This window comes from Chryseobacterium sp. FH2, from assembly GCF_001045455.1.
In the GTDB taxonomy this organism is placed as follows: Bacteria; Bacteroidota; Bacteroidia; order Flavobacteriales; family Weeksellaceae; genus Chryseobacterium.
This window is the reverse complement of sequence record NZ_LFNE01000009.1, coordinates 34,804-58,543: the sequence shown is the minus strand read 5'-3', so window position 1 is coordinate 58,543 and position 23,740 is coordinate 34,804. Positions and strand designations below refer to the sequence as shown.

Here is a 23,740-nt window from a genome sequence, read left to right as displayed (position 1 = left end):
AAAACTAATGCGTTTTAGAGAGAGATTTTGATTTAATTAATTTTTGCTAATATAAATAAAAAATATATTATGCATGCATAATACTTATTATTTTACTATTCAAAGCATTAGATGTGGTGCCTATGCTGGTTTCGTAGCCCTAAACTCTATCTTACTCGGCAAAACTCTTGGGTTCATCTTTAAAATATCCAAAACCAGATTTCCCATATCTTCAGGCTGAATTTTCCAGTTGTCTTTTTCAGATGGAATATTTCCGTTGAAGTTTGTGGCTACCGAACCCGGCATAATTACGGTTGACTTAATGTTATATTTTCTTAAATCAATCATCGCAGCTTGTGTAAAACCTACTACTCCGAATTTGGAAGCGTTATAACCTGTCCCGTTTTCAAAGAAATTAGCTCCTGCTAAACTTGAAACTGTAATATAGTACCCTTCCGTCTTCTTCAGCTCTTCCACAGAAGCTTTTAATGTATAGAAAGCGCCTGTTAAATTAGTTTCGATCATATCATTCCATTCTTCGGCAGACAGCTTATCTACAGGTTTGAAAACCCCCAATCCCGCATTGGCTATTACAAAATCTAATCTTCCGAATTTTTCAACAATATATTTTACAGCTTCCTGTTCACTTTCCAGATTCCTCACATCCGAAACAACCCCTAAAACATTCTTTGAATATTGCTGAAGCTCATGTTCTGCTTTTTCGACATCATCTCTTCTTCTACCCGAAAAAGCAACCGAAACTTTATTTTCAAGTAATATTTTAGCAATTCCGAAACCGATACCTTTAGTTCCTCCTGTTATATAGGCAACTTTATTTTCTATCATCATATTATAGATTTAAGTTCTTAAAAATAATAAAAACACCCTAAATAGAGTGTTTTATCCATACTAATATTTATCAGTAAATTATTTTTTAATGAATTTTTCAGAAACTATTCCTTTTTTGGTTTCTATATTAATAATATAATTCCCAGATTGAAGCTGGCTTACATCAACTTTATCATTATTTAAAACAGTATTAACTTTTCTTCCGCTAGAATCAAAAATTTCAACATTATTTATCTTATTTTTTGAATTAATAATAAGATAATCTGTAGTCGGATTCGGGAAAATAGAAATTTCTTTTATTGAGCTAAATACTTCTGTTGTTCCCAATACTGCTGACTGCCCTTCAATAGAAAATGCCAAACCATTAAGAGCTGCTGTCCCTGTCAGCGCAAAAAGGCTAGTCCATGAAGTAGCACCTGCTCCAAAAGCATTACTAGGATCCACTAATTTAGCCGGATTTCCTGTAACCTGACCTGCAAACCAATTAAATCTTGTCGTTCCCGTATATGCTGTTAAATTTGTTTTTGCAGCAAATACTAGCCAATAAATAGTATTTGATTGTAAAACTAAGGGTGTGCTAAGTGCTGCTGTCAAATCAATTTCAAAAGTATAGTTGGATGTACCCGTTTTTACGAGATTGTATCCGGCAGCACCTTTTGCAATATTAATAGCAGCCAGTGGGGTAACGGCAGCATTATTCGGAATTCCTGCAGGACTTCCTGCATTATTTGCATAAATATACAACATTGCACCGGTAGCGACAGTAGTTTCAAGAGTTCCGTCGTTCTGAAAGCCCTGAATCTTTATTTTCGTTATCTGGCTGGTTGCTGTTAATGTAAAATCATCAGCAGTAGCAACGAAACTTCCATTTGATAAAACATCCGAAACAATGCCATCAGTAGTGGTAGTAGGTTGTGAATAAATAACAGTTTGTGCATTCAGCCCTATTGTACAAAACAATAAGCCCAATAAGTAGTGTTTTCTCATGGTAAAAGTTTTTTATATTTTAAATAAAGCTAATTAAAAAAATTCACCCAAACAAGAAAATTAACACATAAATCATCTAAAGGCTTAGAAAACAATTATTTATCACAATACATCTACCAAAATACAATTTCATTATAAAAAATCCTTAAGCACTGATACTTAAGGATTTTTTTATTACTTCGAATAATTTTCGAAAAACAATGGAATACTTTCAATTCCTTTATAGAAGTTAAATAATCCATAATGTTCATTAGGAGAGTGGATCGCATCGGAATCAAGACCGAAGCCCATTAAAACAGACTTAGCTCCTAAAATCTGCTCAAACATGGCTGTAATTGGAATGCTTCCGCCACCCCTGTACGGAAGAACCTCTTTTCCGAAAGATGCTTCCATTGCCTTTTTAGCGGCTAAAAACTCTTTAGTATCTGTTGGCAAAACGTAAGGCATTCCTCCATGATGCGGAGTAACTTTAACCTTTACATTATCCGGAGCTATTTTATTAAAGTACTTTGTAAACTTTTCAGTAATTTCTTCCGGAGTCTGATAAGGAACCAAGCGCATTGAAATTTTAGCTGAAGCTTTAGAAGGAATCACTGTTTTAGCTCCTTCTCCTGTGTAGCCTCCCCAAATACCATTGCAGTCCAGAGTAGGACGGATTGAAGTTCTTTCAAGTGTGGTATAGCCTTTTTCGCCTTCTACTCCATTCAAACCGATTGATTTTTTAAATTCTTCGGGATTATCTTTCAATTTATTCATTTCAGTTCTTTCTTCTTCAGAAAGATCTTCTACGTTATCATAGAAACCATCGATAGTAATTTGTCCGTTTTCATCAATCAATTTAGTAATCATTCTTGAAAGCACATGAATAGGGTTTGGAACTGCGCCACCATAAAGCCCTGAGTGTAAATCCCTGTTCGGACCTTCAATTTCAACTTCCACATAGCTCAGACCTCTTAAACCTGTTGTTACAGTCGGTTGTTCATTACTGTAAATATGTGTGTCAGAAATTAAAATACAATCACAAGATAATTTCTCTTTGTTCTCATTAACGAAATCTCCTAAGCTTACAGAACCAACTTCTTCCTCTCCTTCTAAAATAAATTTAACATTACAAGGAAGAGTATTTGTCTTCATCATTGCTTCAAAAGCCTTCAAATGCATAAAGAACTGACCTTTATCGTCAGCGGAGCCTCTCGCAAAAATCGCTCCGTCCGGGTGAAGCTCAGTTTTCTCAATATAAGGTTCGAAAGGTGGCCTTGTCCATAATTCTAACGGATCAGCAGGCTGTACATCATAATGACCGTAAACCAAAACTGTCGGTAAGTTTTTATCTAAAATTTTCTCTCCGAAAACGATAGGGTAACCATTGGTTTTACAAACCTCTACATTATCAGCTCCTGCATTTTTAAGGTGTTCTGCAACCACATCCGCACATTTCAATACATCATCTTTGTAAGCCGGATCTGCAGAAATAGAAGGAATTCTCAATAACTCAAATAATTCATCCACGAAACGCTGTTTGTTTTCGTTAATGTAATTTAATGTCTCTTGCATTGTAAAATTTTGTTTTGCTAAAAGTAAAAAAAATGACCTGCAGGAACAAACAAAAACATATAATTTTCCTCAGGTTTATTATTTTCCGATAATAAAACGATTACCGGTTTTTATATAACAAAAAAATGTCCCACATTTCTGCAGGACATTTTTTATATTGTACTAATAATTAGTGTTCAGCTTTAGGTGTTTGAGCCTCAGTTGGTTTTGCAGTGGAAGTTGCACTGTCTGCTTTTGGAGCTTCAGCTTCATGTTTTTCTCCAGTTGCTTCTTCTTTGTGTGTAGCAGCAGCTTCATGACTGTGAGCTTCTCCTCCACCTTGTTCATCTTCAGAATATCTGTCTGCACCTTCTTCAAGCTTTATAATGTTCTTATTTCCACCAGCCTGAATTTTTTTACAGCTTACAGCAACAGTAGCAAGAGCCAAACATATAACTAATTTTCTCATGTTTAAATTTTTGATTGCCCAAAATTAAGAAATCCTACATTTTACAGCAACATTTTTATACTGATTTTAATATTATTTTACCTTTTTTGGATTGTGTAAAAATAAGATACCTTTCTCCACCGTCTTTTAAAGCATATTTTTTCTTTATTTCTTCGGGTTTTAAAGGATAGTTTTTTGAAATGATATTAAACTGCTCTTTCTTTTTAATTTGCTTAGCATCAATCATTTCCATCTCAATAATTCTTCCGGGAAAATCATCATTTTTTTCATTTGACGTATAAAAGTGCGAATTCGGATGAAATTTTTTTACCCTAAATTTTTCTGAAATTAAATTAAAAACTCCAGCTTTTAAAATAGAATTATTGGGAATATAGATAAATCTTTCCGGTTCAGAATAATCTGCAACCGCAATTTCTTCTTCCCTGAATTTAAATGTGAAAGTTGGTTCTCTGCTTTCAAGATTCACACAGTTACAAATAATTTCACCTGAATTTTGTTTTGCTAAAAAAGCAACAACTTCTTTTACCTCGTTCTTCAGCGCAATAATATCAATCCTGAAAATACCCGGTAAAACTGAAACTAAATATTTCAGATCAATTAAAGGCGAAAGTTTTATCACTACTTCATCCGAAATCATCATTAATTTTTCCTGAATTTCAAGAATATTCGGTGATAAATCTTCCAAAAGGAAAACCTTGTTTTTATCGTTATCTCTCCGAGCCGGATCAAGATAGATTACATCAAAATTTTCCTGATTTTCATCCAAAAAGTCTTCCAGTTTTTGATTAATAAACTTTGCCGTTTTTCCCAAAATCTTCCAATTGTGCTTTACAATTTCTAAAAGCTCCGAATTTTGCTCTACAAGTAGTACATTTTCAAAATCTCCAGATAAATAATAAGCATCAATTCCAAAACCGCTCGTCAAATCAACAAATTTTTTTCCTTTTAAAATTTCAGATTTATAAAGTGCTGTTTTTTCTGAGGATGACTGTTCTAAGTTAAGCTGTGGCGGAAAAATTATCCCGTCTTTCAATAAAAACGGAAATTTTTTCTGTGCGACCTGCCTTCCTTTGATTTGTTGAACGATTTCCTGCATGGAAACTTCACGAAACGGAGATGTTTTTAATAACAAAGAATGCAGGTCTGAATTTAGATGTGCATTGATATAGCCTTGAACTTCTTTATCTAGTATTCCCACAGATTTCGCAAATGATCGTGTTTAATTTTTAGAATGTTTTATTTATTTTCCGGAAAATATTCTTGTCTACGTTTACAGCAAATGTGAAAAATAGTGAGCGTTAAATTTACCTTTTATAAAAAATATAATCTGTCAATATGGGTTCAATTCCGTTTTGTTTTAATAAAGAATTGATTTGCCCTCTATGATATGTCGAATGATTAACTGCCTGAAAAAGCATTTCAAAAATACTGTTCTCAAACGCTGTTCCTCTCGAATTTTGATATTCAATTCTTTTATCCAAATCCGAATTTTGAACAATTTGAATACTTTTCTGAAAGTTTTCATGATTGATTTTGTCCAGTTTTTCAAAAGGATTTATCTGCCATACCTCAAATGATGTTTCGCTTAAAACTCTTGAGTTCCATATCTGTTGAGCATTCAACGTATGATTAATTAAACTGATTGCTTTTTCGTCTACTTTTGAGAAATTCTCAGAAATAACTTTTATCATCTCTTTGTTGAAATGATAGGTATATTCAAATAAATCAACCAGTTTTTCTTTCATCATTCAAACATTTCAGCCCAACGAACAGCTTTTATTTCTTTTTCATTATATAATTCGTTTACTGACTTTTTAACCTCTAATTTTGGATATAAATTAACCCCAATCAATTTTATTTTCCCTTCTTCAACCCATTTTTGTTCTTCAACAGCATGATCGTAGATTTTCTTTTGAATCATTCCTTGTTTCAAAAGCTCTAAATACCCCCCGTTTTCTTCAATTTCCACAAATAGCACCCAGGATTTTTCTGCAATTTGCCGGGTAATATCTTCAATATAATAGCTTCCGTTAGAAGCATCCTCAAATACATTGATGATACTTTCATAGGCTAAAACAATTTGTTGTTTGAAAGAAATTTCCTCAGAATTATCTGTACTTTTGTCAACCAGATAATTATTAGTGAAAACCGCATCAGCACCTCCAATCATCGCAGAAGCTAATTCTAAAGTCGAACGGATAAGATTGTTTTCATTATCCGAAACAGCTTTATTTCTCAATGAAGTTTCCGCAAAAATATAGGGAATTTCGTCTAGGTTATATTCTTTTGAAAGTTGATTAAAAACCATTTTAAAAGCTCTCAGTTTTGCTATTTCGAAGAAATAATTTCCTCCGACAGCAATTCTGAAAATCAGTTTATTTAAAATTTCAGGGCCATAAACCTCGAACAATTCTTTAGTTTTTGCTAAAGCAATCCCCAATTGCTGATAAATTGCTGCCCCGGCATTTTGATGAAAAGAAATATCAATACAGATATTTCTTTTAAATTCTTTTGCTAATAATTCCTTTACTAACTGATCATCAATTGTGGCTTCTTTTTCATTAAAAACATCAATTAGCGAAAAATACTGATCTTCTTCTTTAGGGCTGATGTGTCCTGCCAGATCAATATTATTAACGAAAATAGTTTTCTGTTCAAGATTTTCAACATTTTGATCTAAAATAAAGGCAAATACATCCTCTTCTAAACTTTCGTGATATCTTGCAACCAAATGAGTACTTTCTTCGATTTTCGGAAGATTTACCAGAGGTTTCTTCACAGAATAATAGAAAGGCTTTACATCAATTCCTTCTAAGTTTTCTTTTTTCAGAACTGAATAAATATCCTCACTTTTAAGTTGCTTTTTTACTAAATTTTCCCAGTTTGAAAGTATATCTACGTTTGACATTTAGTTTAGAATTATAAGTTTAGAATTATAAATTATGAGTGATTATTTCCTGGCAATATTTGCGCTGTCAACCACTAGAATGAAAATCTCTTCATCCGGTTTTTTCATAAAGTAATTTTCTCTTGCGTATTTTTCTTTTTCAGATTTATTATTCATCAGTTTTTTATAAAACGTGTCATTTTTTTCATATTCCGCTTTATAATATTGGAGTTGTTCTTCGTATTTGTTAATCTCTCCATTCAGTTCATTGATTACCAAAAACGAAGTTTTATCAAAGAAAATCATCCAAACCAGAAACAGGCAAATCGTAATTGTATATTTATTCAAAACATATTTTTGAATAACTTTTAATGTTTCAGACTTTGGCTGGATATCTTTAATAAGTTTATTCTCTTTCATTTTTAATGTTTTTTCAACGAGTTTTTAATAACAGTAGTCAAAAAATCAATGGCTACGGAATTCTGCCTCATGTTCGGGATAATTAAATCCGCTTCGTTTTTTGAAGGCTCAATAAATTCCTGATGCATTGGCTTCAGAGTCGTCTGATAACGGTGCAATACTTCACTCAAATCTCTTCCCCTTTCTTGTGTATCTCTCCTTATCCTTCGAATCAATCTTTCATCAGAATCTGCATGCACAAACACTTTTAAATCAAACTCTTTCAATAATTCCTTATTGGTAAGAACCAGAATTCCTTCTACTACCAATACATTTTTAGGTTCTACAGTGACATGATCTCCGGTTCTGGAATGCGTCACAAAGCTGTAAATAGGCTGCTCAATCGACTCATTATTTTTTAGTGCTTTTACGTGTTTCAACATCAGTTCAAAATCAATAGACTTAGGATGATCATAGTTTAAAGCTTCTCTTTCCGTAAGTGTAAGATTTTGATTATCATGATAATAATTATCCTGAGAAAGGATGTTCATACCTTCGATATCAAGCTGTTGAAGTATTTTGTCAACAACCGTAGTTTTGCCGGATCCTGTACCTCCTGCAATTCCTATTACAAGCATTCTATTTGTTTCTTTATAGTTTTTACAAATATACTATTTTAGATGAATGCAAATAAAATAAAGCAGATGGAAATTGTTTTAATTAAAAAAGCCCTAACCAAAGTTAGAGCTTCATTTTATACGATTTCACTTGTTAAACTTCTTGAAATAAGTTTTTCGTGCATCGGCTTCAGCAAATCCATTGAGCCTGTTTTTACCGTGCATTTACCTTTGTAATGCACCAACATGGTGCATTGTTCGGCCTGTTCTAAAGTATGTTTACAAATTTCTATGAGACAATCTATTACATAATCAAACGTATGAATATCATCATTATGCAAAATTAATTTATAAACTTCATCCGTATCATCCAAAACAAGGACTTCTTCTTCGTACTTACGTTTTGGATCTTCATAATCTTTTATGTTATAAAAAATCATTGTAATCTTATATATTAAACTTCACCTAATTTGTCTGCCAAATCATTGACATTATTTGGCTCGTTATAAACCAATTCCACCAATTCTACACTTTTATTATTCATTTTCAGTATTTTGAAATGGTAATGTTCAAGGTCAAATTCCTGGTTTTCTTCCGGGATATCTTCCAATGCATGAAGAATAAATCCTGCTAAAGAATTATATTCACTCTCTTCGGAAAGAGATAATTTTTTAGGTAAAAATTCGTTGATTTCGTCCAAAGGCTGAGTGGCCTGTACCCAATAGGTGTGATCTCCTATCTTATCAACAATTTTCTCTTCATCATCTTCTTCATCCTGAATTTCACCTACCAATTCTTCCAAAATGTCTTCAAGTGTGATAATACCTTCCGTACCTCCAAACTCGTCAATGACAATTGCTAAATGCTGTTTTTTCTGTTGGAAAATTTTTAATAAGTCTGAAATCTTTTTACTTCCAACCACGAAAAAAGCATCACGCATGAGTTCTTTCAGATCCTCATGATTAAGCTCTCCTTTTCTCTTAACAAACTCTCTTATAATCTCTTTTGTATATAAAATACCTATTACATTATCAATAGAATCTACATACACCGGGATACGTGAATATCCGCTATCCATGATTTTATTAATAATTTCGTTGATATCTTCTTCAAAATCAATTGACGTAATGTTTTGACGAGGAACCATGATTTGTTTTGCTGAATGATCTGTAAAATCAAACGCATTTTTAATAATTTCATAGTTTTCCTCTTCAATTTCTCCACTGTCAGCACTTTGTTTTACCAAAAGCTGAAGCTCTTCCGTAGAGTGTATTTCCTGTTCGGATGCAGGATGAATTTTTATTAATCTTAAAAAAGTATTAGACATTAAATTCATCAACCAGATAAATGGTTTGAAAACGGTATAAAAAACCCGTAATGGAACTGCAGTTGCCATTGTAGTAGATTCCGATTTTCTGATCGCTATTGATTTAGGAATAAGTTCACCAAATACAATATGCATAACTGTAATTAATACAAAACTGGTAACCACTGAAACTGTGGTAATTGTTGTCTGAGCCAATTCAACGTTCAGAGAATGAAAAATACTTTCAACAACATGGTGCAAAGCGCTTTCTCCTACCCAACCTAAGGCAAGGGATGCCAGTGTAATACCAAGCTGTGTAGCAGAAAGATATTCATCAAGATGCTTGATAATGTGCTCTGCCTGCTTTGCCATGGAATTACCTTCGGCTGCTTTTAACTGGATTTGGGAGTAACGAACTTTGACAATTGAAAATTCTGCGGCTACGAAAAAGCCATTTAATAATACAAGAAATAAGGCCAATAAAAGCCTGACTATGTCCGAATCCATTTAGAAATAATATATATTTAATTGGTACAAAGATATACAAAATAAAAATAACAAAAAAAGCATCGAGTTACCTCGATGCTTTAATATTTTGTTAAAAATACGCTTTACGAATTTTTCAAAGCTTCTGCTCCTGAAACGATCTCTAGGATTTCGTTTGTAATAGCGGCCTGTCTGGCTTTGTTGTAGAAGATTACAAGGTCATTTTTCAGAGCCTGGGCATTGTCTGTTGCTTTATGCATTGCAGTCATTCTCGCACCATGCTCAGATGCTACTGAATCTAAAACAGCCTTGAAAATTTGAGTTTTAATAGATTTTGGGATCAAATTATCTAAGATCTCAGCTCTATTGGGTTCAAAAATATAATCGGTTTCTACCTGAGGTTCTGTAACGTCAACTTCCGGCATTGAAATCGGAAGAACCTGCTCTGTAGTAACTTCTTGAGTCGCAGCATTAACGAATTTATTGTAAATTACATAAACTTCATCAAATTTACCCTCTTTGAAACTGCTCATTACTGCTTCAGTAACATGAGAAACCGTATCAAAGTTTAGATTGTCATAAACGGCGCTTTCATTAGAATATACCGTACGATTTCTTCTTACAGCGTCATAAGCTTTTTTACCGATTGTAAGAACTTCAATCTCATATTGAGAATTATTCTGAAACTGAATATTAAGCTCTTTTACGATAGATGAGTTGAAGGCACCAGCAAGACCTCTGTTTGAAGTAACAGCAATGAAAAGTACTTTTTTAACCTCTCTCTTTTGAGCGTAAACAGAAATCTGATCAGGATCAGAACTAGAATTTACATTCTGGATGATTTCTTGTAGTTTTTCAGAATAGGGTCTTAACATTACGATTGCATCCTGTGCCTTCTTTAGCTTCGCTGCCGAAACCATTTTCATAGCACGTGTAATTTGCATCGTAGATGAAATTGACGTAATTCTTCCTCGTATTTCTTTTAAGTTTGCCATATTGGGTTAGTTGTTGGTTGTCGGTTGTTGGTTGCTAGTTTTAGAAAATTCTGTCAACTATCAACCAAAAACCATCAACTAATTTTTAGTTATATTTTGCAGCTAAATCGTTAGCAGCCTGCTTAAGAACACCAGTGATAGAATCATCGATTTTCCCCGCTTTAATAGCAGCCATTGTATCCGGATGCTTAGATCTTAGGAACTCGATATATTCAATTTGGAATTCTTTTACCTTTCTGATAGGCACGTTTCTTAGCAAGTTCTCAGTTCCAGCGTAGATCATAGCAACTTGGCTGTCTACAGGAAGTGGAGAGTTTACTGGTTGTTTAAGAATCTCTACGTTTCTTTCTCCTTTAGAAATTACCGCTAAAGTAGAAGCATCAAGGTCAGAACCGAATTTAGCAAATGCTTCTAATTCTTTATATTGAGCCTGGTCTAATTTAAGAGTACCAGAAACTTTTTTCATTGATTTGATCTGAGCGTTACCTCCTACTCTCGATACAGAGATACCCACGTTGATTGCAGGACGCACCCCTGAGTTGAACAAGTCAGATTCCAAGAAGATCTGTCCGTCTGTAATAGAGATTACGTTTGTTGGAATATACGCAGAAACGTCACCAGCCTGAGTTTCGATAATAGGAAGTGCTGTTAATGAACCGCCACCTTTCACGATTGGTTTTAATGAATCTGGTAAATCGTTCATTTGGCTAGCAATTTGGTCATCAGCGATAACTTTCGCGGCTCTTTCCAATAATCTTGAGTGAAGATAGAAAACGTCTCCAGGATAAGCCTCACGGCCTGGTGGTCTTCTTAATAACAGAGAAAGCTCACGGTAAGCAACGGCTTGTTTAGATAAATCATCATAAACGATAAGCGCCGGTCTACCAGTGTCTCTGAAGAATTCTCCGATAGATGCCCCTGCCATTGCAGAATATACCTGCATTGGAACCGGATCTGATGCATTAGCCGCTACAATTACGGTATATGCTAAAGCTCCTTTATCAGAAAGGGTTTTTACGATTTGTGCTACAGTAGAAGCTTTCTGACCAATAGCAACATATATACAATATACAGGCTTGCCTGCATCAAAGAATTCTTTTTGGTTAATGATAGTATCAATCGCAACAGTAGTTTTACCTGTCTGTCTGTCACCAATGATAAGCTCTCTCTGACCTCTTCCTACAGGAATCATAGAATCAATCGCAACGATACCTGTTTGTAAAGGTTCAGTTACCGGTTGTCTGAAGATAACTCCAGGAGCTTTTCTTTCCAATGGCATTTCGTATAAATCCCCAGTAATAGGACCTTTACCATCGATAGGGTTACCAAGAGTATCTACTACTCTACCTAACATTCCTTCTCCTACTTTGATAGAAGAAATTCTGTTTGTTCTTCTTACTGTGTCTCCTTCTTTTACTAATTTACTTTCACCCAATAAAGCAACACCTACGTTGTCTTCTTCAAGGTTTAGTACAATACCTTCTACATCACTAGAAAATTTCACCAACTCTCCGTATTGTACGTTTTCTAACCCGTATACACGAGCAATACCATCACCGATGGTTAAAACTGTACCTACTTCCTCAACGTTTGATTGAGTATCGAAGTTGGCCAATTGCTGTTTTAAGATCGCAGATACTTCTGCCGGATTTATTTCTGCCATTGTATGGTTGTTTTTTTCTTAATTTAATTGAAAATCTTTTTTAACTTGGTTCAGCTTAGTCTTCACAGACGCATCCACTTGTTGGTCTCCTACTCTTAGGATATATCCTCCTAAAATTTCGGGTTTTACATGTAAATTCAAATCATAGTTTGAATTTTTGTTTACCAAATTGGTAGATTGTAAAATCTGATCAAGGTTCTCTTTTGAAAGCTGAGTCGCCGTCGTAAGAGTGATTCTCTGTACTCCGTTGATATCTTCAACTTTATTGATAAATTCTTGAGCGATATTTTTCAATTGGTTTTCACGGCCTTGTTTGATTACCAACGTAATTAAATTTTGGGAAGTCTGTGATAAACTTTTGAAAATCTCCTTTGCTACTTCTATTTTCTTTTTGGAATCAATGTACGGTGTAAGGAAAAATTTGTTCAAATCAGCAGATTGAGACATCAGTTTCACTACATCTTTCATTTCAGAAAATACAGTAGCCGTTTGCCCTGATTCGTTTGTAAAATCAAGTAAACCTTGTGCGTATCTTTTAGCTACTTTAGATGTAAGCATTATTAGTTAAGGTTAGATTTGTTTAAATAATTTTGAACTAATTCGTTTTGGGCCTCGCTGTTATCTAATTTTTGCTTCAAGATAGACTCAGCGATGTTTACAGATAAAACACCAATCTGAGTTTTGATATCTGCCATCGCAGCATTTTTCTCAGCTTGGATAGTCTGTTTAGCAGCTTCAATTAATTTATCTCCTTCAGATTTAGCAGCATCTTTAGCTTCACCTACGATTCTATCTTTAATTTCTCTGGCTTCTTTAAGGATAGCATCTCTTTCGATTTTAGCTTCACGAATGATTCTTTCATTATCCTCTTTTAAAGTTTCCATCTCTTTTCTAGCCAATTTAGCTTGATTAAGAGCGTCAACAATAGAAGTTTCTCTATCATTAATAGATTTTAAAATAGGCTTCCAAGCAAATTTACCTAACAAAAATAATAGTGCTAGAAAAATAACAGACTGGATAATAAATAATCCTGATGAAAACTGATGAATTAATTCCATTATATAATGTATAAATAATTATTACTTTTTTTCTTAAATAACCATTACCTGTAACCAACCGTTACGGGTAATGGTTTTAGTTTTAATTAGTTTACTGCGAATAGAGCAGCAAACGCAACACCTTCAACAAGTGCAGCAGCGATAAGCATAGCTGTTTGAATTTTACCAGCTTGTTCTGGTTGTCTAGCGATAGCCTCAAGAGCAGCAGCTCCGATTTTACCAAGACCAATACCAACACCTAATACTACGATACCAGCACCTACAATTTTAGGAATTTCCATAATATATAATTTTAAAAAATTTGTTTAACATTTTTTTATTAATGAGCGGCAGTATGATGCTCGTGCTCATGCTCCTGCACAGCCATTCCAATAAACAAAGCTGATAACATTGTAAAGATATAAGCCTGTAAGAACGCTACCAATACTTCTAATAAATAAATTACCAATGTTAAGAACGGGAATGCAACTCCTGCAATAACATTTTTAAATACATATATCAATCCAATTAAACTCATTACTACAATGTGACCCGCAGTCATATTTGCAAAAAGACGAATCATTAAAGCAAATGGTTTAGTAATAGTTCCTAATAACTCGATTGGCAACATAATTAATTTCATAGGAACAGGTACACCCGGCATCCAGAAAATATGTTTCCAATAATCTTTATTGGCTGAGAATGTAGTAATTAAATAAGTAAGAATTGCCAAGAAGAATGTCATTGTAATATTACCTGTAACATTGATTCCGAAAGGCATTAATCCTAATACGTTTAAGAATAAGATAAAGAAGAATACTGTTAATAAATATCCCATAAATCTTTTATACTTATGGCCGATATTAGGAATAGCAATTTCATCTCTAACAAAAATGATTAATGGCTCCAAAAACCTAGCAGCACCAGTAGGCACAACAGATTTCTTATACGATTTGGCCATTCCTCCAAATAATACCAACATAAAAATTGATACTAATAAAATAATAAGTACACTTTTAGTTATCGATAGATCTAAAACTTTTTCAGAAGTTGCATGACCTTCTTTATCAAAAGTTAAAGTTCCAGCCGCATCAGTTTTGTAAATTTTCTCGTGGTGTAATTTATAAAAAGAACCATCTACCTCTGTAGGCTCACCATGCATGAAACCTTCTTTGTTGCTCATGAAAGAATGAAAACCATTATCATAAAAAATAACAGGAAGAGGAAAACCAATATGATGACCTTCTTTATCAACCATCAATGTAAAGTCGTGTGCATCCAACAAGTGATGTTCGATGAACTCTTTGTTTTCTTTACTTACTTTATCCTTTTCTGATAGCTCTTGAGCCGGAACTGCCTCAGCAGTAGCCTCACTGTGCTGTGCAGACACTAAGTTTAATACAAAAATACTGTAGAATAAAACTGCGAATTTCTTAAACATTGATAGGTTTTTTTCGTTGTGCAAAAATATAATAATTTTTCAAGTTTCAATAAATAATTTTACTGTTTTTTGTCATGATTAATTAGCCGAATCGCATAGTATGTAAGCAGCGTTGTCAGGACAAAATACGGTATTATAAAATGAAATTTATAGTCTGGAACAGCTTCAAAGTTTAATTTTTTTCTAATCATATACATCAAGCCAAACTTTAAAAGTATCAAACCAATCACAGATAAACCTAAAAATTGCGGCGCCACTCTATTAATCAAAATAATGAGAGTTATCATCATCATAAACATAACGCTTAAGAAAAGATAAAACTTTACAATTATAATTTCATCTAAATGAAAAACAAATTTCCATAAAGAAAAATGCATTAAGAATGTTAAAAAAAATAATACTGTAACCAGGATATTAGGATTAGCTTTCATTATCAAATCTGTTTTCACCTAACGCTTATTTAGGAGCATTTTAATTATCGCAAAAATAGACTTTTTCTATCGTATTTTGCCATGATTTGATTTTTATCATCTCTCAGTTACATTTTGGCTACAATAATTTTATACCTTATATATAATATTACGTATCGAAAACTTTGGATATGCTAAAAATTCCCTATTTTTGCAAACCTATAATTTACAATAAATATGTTTAATAGTTTACAGGATAAATTAGACAAAGCGCTTCACAATATTTCCGGACGCGGAAAAATCACGGAAATCAATGTAGCCGAAACCGTAAAAGAGATTCGTAGAGCATTGGTAGACGCCGATGTTAATTATAAAGTTGCCAAAGATCTTACTAAAAGAGTTCAGGATAAGGCTTTAGGGCAAAACGTTCTTACTTCGCTTACACCGGGACAGTTGATGACAAAAATTGTTCATGACGAATTAGTAGATTTGATGGGAGGTTCTCAGGAAGGAATTAATCTTTCAGGAAAACCGTCTGTAATTCTTATTGCAGGTCTTCAGGGTTCTGGTAAAACCACTTTTTCCGGAAAATTGGCTAACTATTTAAAAACAAAAAGAAATAAAAAACCTCTTTTGGTTGCTTGTGACGTTTACCGTCCTGCTGCGATTGATCAGCTTAAAGTTTTAGGTGGACAGATCGGGGTTCCTGTTTTCACGGAAGAAGGTTCTACAAATCCTTCTACTATTGCCGAGAATGCAATTAATTTTGCAAAATCAAATGGTCACGATATTGTAATCGTCGATACTGCAGGCCGTTTAGCGATTGATGAGCAAATGATGAACGAGATTAAGTCTGTTCATTATTTCATCAAACCGGATGAAACACTATTCGTTGTTGACTCAATGACTGGTCAGGATGCTGTGAATACAGCTAAAGCATTTAACGATGCTTTAAATTTTGATGGAGTTGTACTTACAAAATTAGACGGTGATACACGAGGTGGTGCAGCATTGACAATTCGTTCCGTTGTAGAAAAACCAATAAAATTCATTTCTACGGGTGAGAAAATGGAGGCTTTAGACCTTTTCTACCCGGAAAGGATGGCAGACAGAATCTTGGGAATGGGAGACGTTGTTTCCTTAGTAGAAAGAGCTCAGGAGCAGTTTGACGAAGAAGAAGCAAAAAAACTTCACAAAAAAATCGCTAAAAATGAGTTTGGTTTTGACGATTTCTTAAAGCAAATCAATCAAATCAAGAAAATGGGTAATATGAAAGATTTGATGGGTATGATTCCCGGAGTTGGAAAAGCAATTAAAGATGTGGAAATCAGCGATGATGCATTTAAACATATCGAAGCTATCATCTATTCTATGACCCCGGAAGAAAGAAGAACTCCCTCTATTATCAATACACAAAGAAAAAATAGAATTGCTAAAGGCGCAGGAAGAAAAATTGAAGATGTAAACCAATTGATGAAGCAATTTGATCAAATGGGGAAAATGATGAAAATGATGCAGGGCCCTCAAGGAAAACAAATGATGCAGATGATGAGCAAAATGCCAAATATGCCTGGAATGGGCGGAATGTTTGGAAAATAACACCAACAATCATTAAAAAATATTATTATGGAAACACAAGGAAACTACAATCAACCTTACAAATCAGAAAAAAAACTAGTTGCAGGTATTTTAGGAATCTTGCTTGGAGCATTTGCCATTCACAAATTTTACCTGGGTTATACAAAAACAGGAGTCATTCAGTTGATTCTTGGTCTTGTAACATGTGGAGGTGCGGGTATTGTCGGTTTAATTGAAGGTATTATTTACCTGACAAAATCAGATGAAGAATTTGACCAGACTTATGTCCAAAACCAAAAAGAATGGTTCTAAAACATAGCTGTTTATCTTATTAAAAATAAAAACCAACTCTTTCGAGTTGGTTTTTTCATTATTATCTTAAAATAAATTGATTATTTATCAGATTTTTGAGCTTTAGCTTTGATGAAATAAGAAAAACCTACATTTACACCGAAATTACTTGTTGTAGTTTTCACTTCTGTGTTGTAATAAGTATCTTTAGTATAGAACTGGTCAAATCCAAGACCTAAGTTGATACCTAAAGACTGGGTTGCCAAATAAGTAACACCAGCTTTTGCCTTCCAAGCTAAACCATCTGTTGTTGTATCTCCATCGAAAAGTAGCGGATCAATAATTGAATTCGCAAAACTATATTTTGTTTTGTTTGATGCATATCCGATACCTGCTCCTACAAAAGGAATAAACTTACTTCCTGTCTGGAAATAATAAGTAGCAGTCGGCATCACTGAAAATGTAGAATTTGTTACTTTATCACCATCCTGCTTTAATGTATTGCTGTTGAATCCTAAGTCGATTCCTACAGCCAGACCATCGATTACAAAATATCCTACAGAAGGGGTAATAGAAAAGTTACTGATTTTAGGACCGTCTTCAGATTCACCGTTAACTTTTACCTTAGAGCTTTGAGTGTTAAAACCTAATCCTGTGTTTCCACTGATTACCCAATCCCCTTTAGACATTTGTGCATTTGACAATCCGAAAAGTGCTACTGCACCAGCTAGTAATAATTTTTTCATTGTAATTATATTTAAAGTATTAATTTGTTTTATATTTTATTGTTGATTTTATTTAGTGAAAACATATTTTATCCCCAAGGTAACTGAAGAAAGGTTTAATCCGAAATTATAATTTTCAACAGATCCCTCATCTCCTTTTGTCTTTGAGCTTTTATATCCAAATTCTCCTAAAGTCGCTTCAACGGTCCAGTTTTTACTTAAGAAGTATTCTACACCTGGTTTTACTCTAACTCCTATTGATGAAATTTTATGTTCGGATTGCACCTGATAAACTGTTATAAACCCAGTCATCGGATCAATAGTAGTTGTCATTCCGTTGCCTTCCAATTTACCAAACTGAATAGGTATTTCTAAGTGTCCGAAGAAATATAATTTGTCCGATAAAGTAAAATACTTTCTTACGAAAGGAGCAACTTCAAAAATATTACTCTTATTAGAAATGCTGAAATAAGATTCTGTAGCAGAATTAGAAATATCATAAAATTCATCAGCGCTCCACTTTGTGTGTAAGAATCCCACGCTTGTTCCTACCGCAAAATTTGAAGCAACAAAAACTCCTATAGAAGGACTGATTTTAAGCTCGTCTCCTTCTTTTTTCCCGGAAGGCGTTTCAGTTTTGAGATTGCTTTTAGAATAATTTATTTGTCCGGAAACATAGGTTGTTCCCGTGTTAATCTGAGCGTCCGAAAGTCCGAAAAATGCAACAGCACCTGTCAGTAATAGTTTTTTCACGGTTTAGTTTTAGTTTTTATATGGAGAAAAAGTCCCAAGAAAACCTCAGGACTTTAACTTTATATGCTTTGTTTATTATTTACCAAATACATATTTAACACCGAACGTTACAGAAGATAAGTTCAAACCAAAGTTGAAATTATCTGTACTTTTATCAGCATCTTTATATTTTTCGTTTTTGTAACCGAATTCACCAACAGTAGCTTCAATAGACCAGTTTTTATTTAAGAAATAATCTAAACCTGGTTTAACGTTTACACCGATTGAAGTGAATTTATTTTCAGTATTGATGTTAGTAACATCTCCTGAAACCTCTCTTTTATCTTTACCAAACTCCATAGGAACTTCTAATTGACCAAAGATGTACAATTTGTCAGCTAAAGTCCAATATTTTCTTGCGAAAGGCTTAATAACAAAAGCATCTCTAGTTGTTTTAGTTTTTACATCTTCTACAAAATAATTAGTTGTAGAACCGTTAGTATAACCAACACCTAAACCTACAGCCAAGTTAGTTCCAACAAAATATCCTACAGTAGGAGTAATTTTGAAATCTTCTCTTTTATAATCTGTATTGTTATCTTGAGTTGATGTATAGTTTATTTCACCAGACAAATAAGTAGTTCCTTTAGCGATTTGCGCATTTGATAAACCGAAAAGTGCAATAGCACCTGCTAATAATACTTTTTTCATTTTTCTAAAAATTTTAATACTTTCTGAGGGCAAAATTACAGAGGGTACCCTTAATATTAAAATTTGTTAATGTGATTAATATCATCCGTGAAATTTAGCTTTTCCCAAGAATAAAATGCAGAAAACATAGGTCTTTGAAGTTTTCATAATTTTTTGAGTAAAAAAAAGACAATTTTTCAATTGTTGTTTAAAAATACTTATTTTATTAAATCGTATTTTAAGAAGAAATTACAACTAATTTTAACAGATAATCTTCTTTCAAGACGTATATAATAGGCCAAAACCGCGCTTATTATTGATATTTTCAATCTTAATTACAATTAATTCCTAAGTTTCTATATTAAAAATTTATTAACATATAGTTAAAATCCTTTATCATAATAAAAAAGCGGAATAAATCATTCCGCTTTAATATCTTTTAAATTGATAATTCTTAGTTTCCTCCGAATTTGAAACCAACGCCAATTTGTGCAAAGCTGTTAGTTACTTTACCATCACCTGAATTTTTTGCAAGATTAGAGATACCTAAATTATATCTAGCATCGAAAAACAATCCATTTTCTAAAGCGTATTCAACACCAATGAACGGAGCTATATTGAGCTTGTTATAAGCATCTTTAACATCCACTTCTTTATCCCCTTCTAGTTCTAATCCCGGAATATTCAATCCTCCATCAAATACGGTTTTTGCTTTTGCAGAAAAAATAACCCCGAAACTAGCACCTGCAGAAACAGAAAAACCTTCAGTAATAAAATATTTTGCAGAAACCGGAACCAATAAAGTTCCCAAAGTAGTTTTTGTTTTAAGACCACTGAATTCTCCATCTTCTTCCTCAGCTTCGTATTTTGACTTACCACCAAGCGGAGAATAAAGCACCTCACCCTGAATACCAAATTTATCATTGATTTTATACTCAGCCAAACCACCTACATAGAATGTATGCATCGGATCTGTGTTCATCGAAGTTTCAGTATCCTTATATTTTAAAGTTGAAAAAGAGTAACCTGCTTTTGGTCCGAATCTAAATTCTTGCGCGTTTGCAGAAATTCCCATAACAGCAACTGCTGCAATTAACATAACTTTTTTCATGTTTTAATTAGTTTTTAAAATTAGAGCGCAAACATAAACATTAATTTTAAATTTAACAAATTTTAACAAAATAAAATTATATTTTCTTTATAAAAACTAAAATTTTAGGATTTTAAATAATAGCTCCCGATTTTACTTCTTTTAAGATTTAGACTAATCTTTTAATCTTTTATCTTCCTCATTATATGCCAAGATAATTTTTCTTACCACAGGATGTCTTACCACATCTTCTTCTGTAAGGTGTACAAAACCAATTTCTTTTACGTCTCTCAGAATTCTCATCGCTTCTTTCAATCCGGATTGTTGTTTTGGGGGCAAATCAACCTGACTTGGATCCCCTGTAATGATAAATTTTGCATTCATCCCCATCCTGGTCAAGAACATTTTCATTTGAGAATGAGTAGTGTTTTGGGCTTCATCAAGAATTACAAAGGCATCATCAAGTGTTCTGCCTCTCATAAAAGCTAAAGGAGCGACCTCTATAATTTTTTTCTCGATAAAACCTTCAAGCTTTTCATGCGGAATCATATCTCTAAGCGCATCATACAACGGCTGTAAATATGGATCAAGCTTCTCTTTAAGATCACCCGGTAAAAAACCCAGACTCTCCCCCGCTTCCACAGCCGGTCTTGTCAAAACAATTCTTTTAACCTGCTTATCTCTCAAAGCTTTTGCCGCCAGGGCAACACTCGTATAAGTTTTCCCCGTTCCAGCCGGACCGATGGCAAAAACCATATCTTTTTTTTCGGTTTCCTTTACTAGTTTTTTAAGATTGGTGGTTTTAGCTTTAATTATTTTTCCGTTTACTCCTTTTACGATAATATCCTGATCAAAGACCAATTGTTTTTCATTCTCATCTTTAATATTAAGGATATTTTCAACATCTTTAAGCTCAATAGAGTTATTTTTGGAAATATATTTTACTATGTCATCTAATTTTTGTTTAAAAATATCAAGAGCTTCCTGATTACCCATTGCAAAAATAAAGTGATCTCTTCCTGTTATTTTAAGAGTTGGAAAGCTGGATTTTATTAAATTGAAATATTGGTTATTAACACCGTAAAAGGTTTTTACGCTAACATCTTCCAAATCATATGTTAATTCAAACATGCAGTATTTATATTTTATTTAGATTTTAAATTTAAAGATTTTTTTCAAATTTATATCAAATTCTTTTCCACATTATTCGGGCTTTCCTTTATTTTTAAATAAATTTGCAGAACATCATTTCTAGAATTACAAATGTCGATTATCACCCTTACCTCGGATTTCGGAAATTTAGATTACAGAGTTGCCGCTGTGAAAGGCAAAATCCTGTCCCTAAAGCCAGAGGTGAATATTGTTGACATTACTCATGATATTCAAGCCTTTAATCTTATACAGACCTCTTATATTGTAAGGAATGCTTATAAATATTTTCCTAAAGGAACTATTCACATTGTTTCGGTAGACAGTTTTCATCACAAATCAAGAAAAAACATTCTATATAAGGCTGACGGACATTACTTTTTGGCAGCTGATAACGGAATTTTAAGTTTAATTTTTTTTGATATTAAACCGGAAGCTATCTATGAAATCACATTGAATAACAGATTTGATGATATTGTCAACTTCACTTCCACTGATGTTTTTGTTCCCGCTGCAGTACATTTGGCAAATGGCGGATTACCTGAAGTTATTGGCAGAAAAATAAGACATGCCAAAGAATTGCTGTTCCCGAAACCTGTTTATAATGAGTCTGAAAAAATGATTATCGGGGAAGTTACCTATATTGATAATTTCGGAAACATAATTTCAAATATCAGTAAAGATTTCTTCGAAAGCCTAGGCAAAGGACATGAAAATTTCACCATAAAATTCAGAAATCTAAGCCTTTCCAGAGTATTTTCAAGTCATACAGAAGTGGTTTCTGATTGGGAAAGAGAAACAGAATTCCACGGGCAGTCGGCGGCCATTTTCAATGACAGCCAGCTTTTGGAGCTTACAATCTATAAGGGAAGCAAAAAAAACGGAGCAAAATCTTTATTTGGATTAAATGTTGGGGAGAATATTTACATCGAATTTTTCTAAAATTATACATTTCATAAAAAAACCGATTTTTTTTATATATTTGTCAAAATCTAAAAATTAAAAATGGCAGAATACAAATTATTGCTTCCTTCCATGGGAGAAGGTGTTATGGAAGCTACAATTATCACTTGGTTATTCAATGAGGGTGATAATGTAAAAGAGGATGATTCCGTAGTAGAAATTGCAACAGATAAGGTAGATTCAGACGTTCCGACACCTGTTTCGGGGAAAATCGTGAAAATCTTAAAACAGAAAGATGAAGTTGCAAAAGTAGGTGAAGCCATTGCTATTTTAGAAATTGAAGGAGAAGGCGGAAATACAGCTTCAGAAGAAGTAAAAACTGAAACCAATGCCTCAAATCCAGACGCTGAAACATTAAAAACTATAGAAGAGCCTTTAACCCCTACGGCTACTTCACATGTAGAATTCTCAGGAGATCTTTATTTATCTCCGCTTGTAAAATCAATTGCACAACAAGAAAATATTTCTGAAACTGAACTTAAATCTATCAAAGGAAACGGTTTAGAAGGAAGAATTACCAAAGAAGATATTTTAGCTTACGTAAATAACAGAGGAAACCAGCCAGCTCAACAAGCTGCTATGGCACAAGCTGTTTCTGCACCAAAAGCCGTTGCTGCTTCTACGCCGGTTTCTACAGTTCCTGTTGCAGCAGGTGACGAAATCATTCCTATGGACAGAATGAGAAAAATCATCGCTGAAAATATGGTGAAAGCAAAACAAATTGCACCACATGTGACTTCTTTCATTGAAACAGATGTGACCAACGTTGTAAAATGGAGAAATAAGCATAAAGATATTTTCGAAAAACGTGAAGGTGAAAAATTGACCTTTATGCCAATTTTTGTGAAAGCCATTGTAAAAGCCATTCAGGATTACCCGATGATCAATGTCTCTGTAAACGGTGAAAATATCATCAAAAAGAAAAATATCAATATTGGTATGGCGACTGCTCTTCCGGATGGGAATCTTATCGTTCCGGTAATCAAAAACGCTGATCAATTATCACTTTCAGGTCTTGCAAAAGCCATCAATGACTTAGCTTTCAGAGCAAGGAACAAAAAACTGAGACCAGAAGACACACAAGGCGCAACCTATACAATTTCTAACGTAGGAAGCTTCGGAAACCTTATGGGAACACCTATTATTCCTCAACCTCAGGTTGCAATTCTGGCCATCGGAGCTATTGTAAAAAAACCTGCAGTGCTTGAAACTAAAGATGGTGATGTAATCGCTATCCGTCAGTTGATGTTTATGTCTCATTCATATGATCACAGAGTTGTAGACGGTTCTTTAGGAGGTATGTTTTTGAAACATGTCCACGACTATCTTCAAAACTGGGATATGAATACGGAAATCTAGTCATAAATGATAATGAATGACCAAGTGGTGAAATACTTTTTCAAATTTATCAAACATCTATAATATAAAACCTTCGATTTTTTCGGAGGTTTTTTTGTTTGAACT

Annotated in this window: 27 protein-coding genes; 4 read left to right on the top strand and 23 right to left on the bottom strand. The window is 33.6% G+C overall.

Annotated elements, in window-relative coordinates:
• Positions 1-120: 120 nt before the first annotated feature.
• From ACM39_RS14125 to ACM39_RS14040, 18 genes are all read right to left on the bottom strand, one after another.
• On the bottom strand, positions 121-825 hold the full coding sequence (locus ACM39_RS14125) for an SDR family oxidoreductase (RefSeq protein ID WP_185097465.1): 705 nt from the start codon (positions 823-825) through the stop codon (positions 121-123).
• A gap of 81 nt (positions 826-906) precedes the next feature.
• Positions 907-1,815, bottom strand: coding sequence for a T9SS type A sorting domain-containing protein (locus tag ACM39_RS14120; RefSeq protein WP_048511703.1), 909 nt, complete (start codon positions 1,813-1,815; stop codon positions 907-909).
• Positions 1,816-1,989: 174 nt separating this feature from the next.
• Positions 1,990-3,369, bottom strand: a complete 1,380-nt coding sequence (locus ACM39_RS14115) for a dipeptidase (RefSeq protein ID WP_048511702.1) — start codon at positions 3,367-3,369, stop codon at positions 1,990-1,992.
• A gap of 169 nt (positions 3,370-3,538) precedes the next feature.
• Entirely contained in the window at positions 3,539-3,817 is a 279-nt protein-coding gene (locus tag ACM39_RS14110) for a hypothetical protein (protein ID WP_048511701.1), read from the bottom strand.
• Positions 3,818-3,872: 55 nt separating this feature from the next.
• Entirely contained in the window at positions 3,873-5,015 is a 1,143-nt protein-coding gene (locus tag ACM39_RS14105; protein WP_048511700.1) for a class I SAM-dependent methyltransferase, read from the bottom strand.
• A gap of 106 nt (positions 5,016-5,121) precedes the next feature.
• Positions 5,122-5,565: a DinB family protein gene (locus ACM39_RS14100; protein WP_048511699.1), complete on the bottom strand. Its 444-nt coding sequence runs from the start codon at positions 5,563-5,565 to the stop codon at positions 5,122-5,124.
• A complete protein-coding gene (locus tag ACM39_RS14095; RefSeq protein WP_048511698.1) occupies positions 5,562-6,725 on the bottom strand; it encodes a methylmalonyl-CoA mutase family protein in 1,164 nt (387 codons plus the stop codon). The genes ACM39_RS14100 and ACM39_RS14095 overlap by 4 nt, the downstream gene beginning before the upstream one ends.
• Before the next feature lie 42 nt (positions 6,726-6,767).
• Positions 6,768-7,124 carry an FtsB family cell division protein gene (locus ACM39_RS14090; protein ID WP_048511697.1) on the bottom strand — a complete coding sequence of 119 codons (357 nt, stop codon included), beginning with the start codon at positions 7,122-7,124 and terminating at the stop codon, positions 6,768-6,770.
• 2 nt (positions 7,125-7,126) lie between these two features.
• Positions 7,127-7,741: a uridine kinase gene (gene udk, locus ACM39_RS14085; RefSeq protein WP_048511696.1), complete on the bottom strand. Its 615-nt coding sequence runs from the start codon at positions 7,739-7,741 to the stop codon at positions 7,127-7,129.
• A gap of 116 nt (positions 7,742-7,857) precedes the next feature.
• Complete coding sequence (locus ACM39_RS14080) at positions 7,858-8,160, bottom strand: ATP-dependent Clp protease adaptor ClpS (protein ID WP_048511695.1); 303 nt, start codon at positions 8,158-8,160, stop codon at positions 7,858-7,860.
• Positions 8,161-8,174: 14 nt separating this feature from the next.
• The gene (locus ACM39_RS14075; protein WP_048511694.1) at positions 8,175-9,533 is read right to left on the bottom strand and encodes a hemolysin family protein; all 1,359 of its coding nucleotides are present in this window, start codon (positions 9,531-9,533) and stop codon (positions 8,175-8,177) included.
• Positions 9,534-9,637: 104 nt separating this feature from the next.
• Positions 9,638-10,507: an ATP synthase F1 subunit gamma gene (gene atpG / locus ACM39_RS14070; RefSeq protein WP_048511693.1), complete on the bottom strand. Its 870-nt coding sequence runs from the start codon at positions 10,505-10,507 to the stop codon at positions 9,638-9,640.
• Positions 10,508-10,592: 85 nt separating this feature from the next.
• On the bottom strand, positions 10,593-12,170 hold the full coding sequence (gene atpA, locus ACM39_RS14065) for a F0F1 ATP synthase subunit alpha (protein ID WP_048511692.1): 1,578 nt from the start codon (positions 12,168-12,170) through the stop codon (positions 10,593-10,595).
• Positions 12,171-12,188: 18 nt separating this feature from the next.
• Entirely contained in the window at positions 12,189-12,728 is a 540-nt protein-coding gene (atpH, locus tag ACM39_RS14060; protein ID WP_048511691.1) for an ATP synthase F1 subunit delta, read from the bottom strand.
• A gap of 2 nt (positions 12,729-12,730) precedes the next feature.
• Complete coding sequence (locus ACM39_RS14055; protein ID WP_048511690.1) at positions 12,731-13,228, bottom strand: F0F1 ATP synthase subunit B; 498 nt, start codon at positions 13,226-13,228, stop codon at positions 12,731-12,733.
• 86 nt (positions 13,229-13,314) lie between these two features.
• A complete protein-coding gene (atpE, locus tag ACM39_RS14050) occupies positions 13,315-13,509 on the bottom strand; it encodes an ATP synthase F0 subunit C (protein ID WP_048511689.1) in 195 nt (64 codons plus the stop codon).
• Between the two features lie 38 nt (positions 13,510-13,547).
• Positions 13,548-14,648 (bottom strand): F0F1 ATP synthase subunit A, encoded by a 1,101-nt coding sequence (gene atpB, locus ACM39_RS14045; RefSeq protein WP_048511688.1) that lies wholly within the window; start codon positions 14,646-14,648, stop codon positions 13,548-13,550.
• A 59-nt stretch (positions 14,649-14,707) separates the two neighbouring features.
• Positions 14,708-15,079, bottom strand: a complete 372-nt coding sequence (locus ACM39_RS14040) for a hypothetical protein (protein WP_131701463.1) — start codon at positions 15,077-15,079, stop codon at positions 14,708-14,710.
• A gap of 216 nt (positions 15,080-15,295) precedes the next feature.
• Between ACM39_RS14040 and ffh the strand changes: the two genes are divergently transcribed.
• A complete protein-coding gene (gene ffh / locus ACM39_RS14035) occupies positions 15,296-16,657 on the top strand; it encodes a signal recognition particle protein (protein WP_048511686.1) in 1,362 nt (453 codons plus the stop codon).
• Positions 16,658-16,684: 27 nt separating this feature from the next.
• Positions 16,685-16,948, top strand: a complete 264-nt coding sequence (locus ACM39_RS14030) for a TM2 domain-containing protein (protein ID WP_048511685.1) — start codon at positions 16,685-16,687, stop codon at positions 16,946-16,948.
• An 80-nt stretch (positions 16,949-17,028) separates the two neighbouring features.
• Here the strand turns inward: ACM39_RS14030 and ACM39_RS14025 are convergent, their stop codons facing one another.
• The 5 genes from ACM39_RS14025 to ACM39_RS14005 all read right to left on the bottom strand — a co-directional run bounded on the left by ACM39_RS14025 (position 17,029) and on the right by ACM39_RS14005 (position 21,295).
• On the bottom strand, positions 17,029-17,673 hold the full coding sequence (locus ACM39_RS14025; protein ID WP_048511684.1) for an outer membrane protein: 645 nt from the start codon (positions 17,671-17,673) through the stop codon (positions 17,029-17,031).
• Positions 17,674-17,721: 48 nt separating this feature from the next.
• A complete protein-coding gene (locus ACM39_RS14020) occupies positions 17,722-18,405 on the bottom strand; it encodes an outer membrane beta-barrel protein (protein ID WP_048511683.1) in 684 nt (227 codons plus the stop codon).
• 75 nt (positions 18,406-18,480) lie between these two features.
• Positions 18,481-19,095: an outer membrane beta-barrel protein gene (locus tag ACM39_RS14015; RefSeq protein ID WP_048511682.1), complete on the bottom strand. Its 615-nt coding sequence runs from the start codon at positions 19,093-19,095 to the stop codon at positions 18,481-18,483.
• A 433-nt stretch (positions 19,096-19,528) separates the two neighbouring features.
• Complete coding sequence (locus ACM39_RS14010; RefSeq protein ID WP_048511681.1) at positions 19,529-20,185, bottom strand: porin family protein; 657 nt, start codon at positions 20,183-20,185, stop codon at positions 19,529-19,531.
• Positions 20,186-20,338: 153 nt separating this feature from the next.
• A complete protein-coding gene (locus ACM39_RS14005; RefSeq protein ID WP_048511680.1) occupies positions 20,339-21,295 on the bottom strand; it encodes a PhoH family protein in 957 nt (318 codons plus the stop codon).
• A gap of 132 nt (positions 21,296-21,427) precedes the next feature.
• Here ACM39_RS14005 and ACM39_RS14000 point away from each other — a divergent pair, with 132 nt between their 5' ends.
• Both ACM39_RS14000 and ACM39_RS13995 read left to right on the top strand, forming a co-directional pair.
• Positions 21,428-22,255, top strand: coding sequence for an S-adenosyl-l-methionine hydroxide adenosyltransferase family protein (locus tag ACM39_RS14000; protein WP_048511679.1), 828 nt, complete (start codon positions 21,428-21,430; stop codon positions 22,253-22,255).
• 63 nt (positions 22,256-22,318) lie between these two features.
• Positions 22,319-23,635, top strand: a complete 1,317-nt coding sequence (locus tag ACM39_RS13995; protein WP_048511678.1) for a dihydrolipoamide acetyltransferase family protein — start codon at positions 22,319-22,321, stop codon at positions 23,633-23,635.
• The last annotated feature ends 105 nt before the right edge of the window (positions 23,636-23,740 follow it).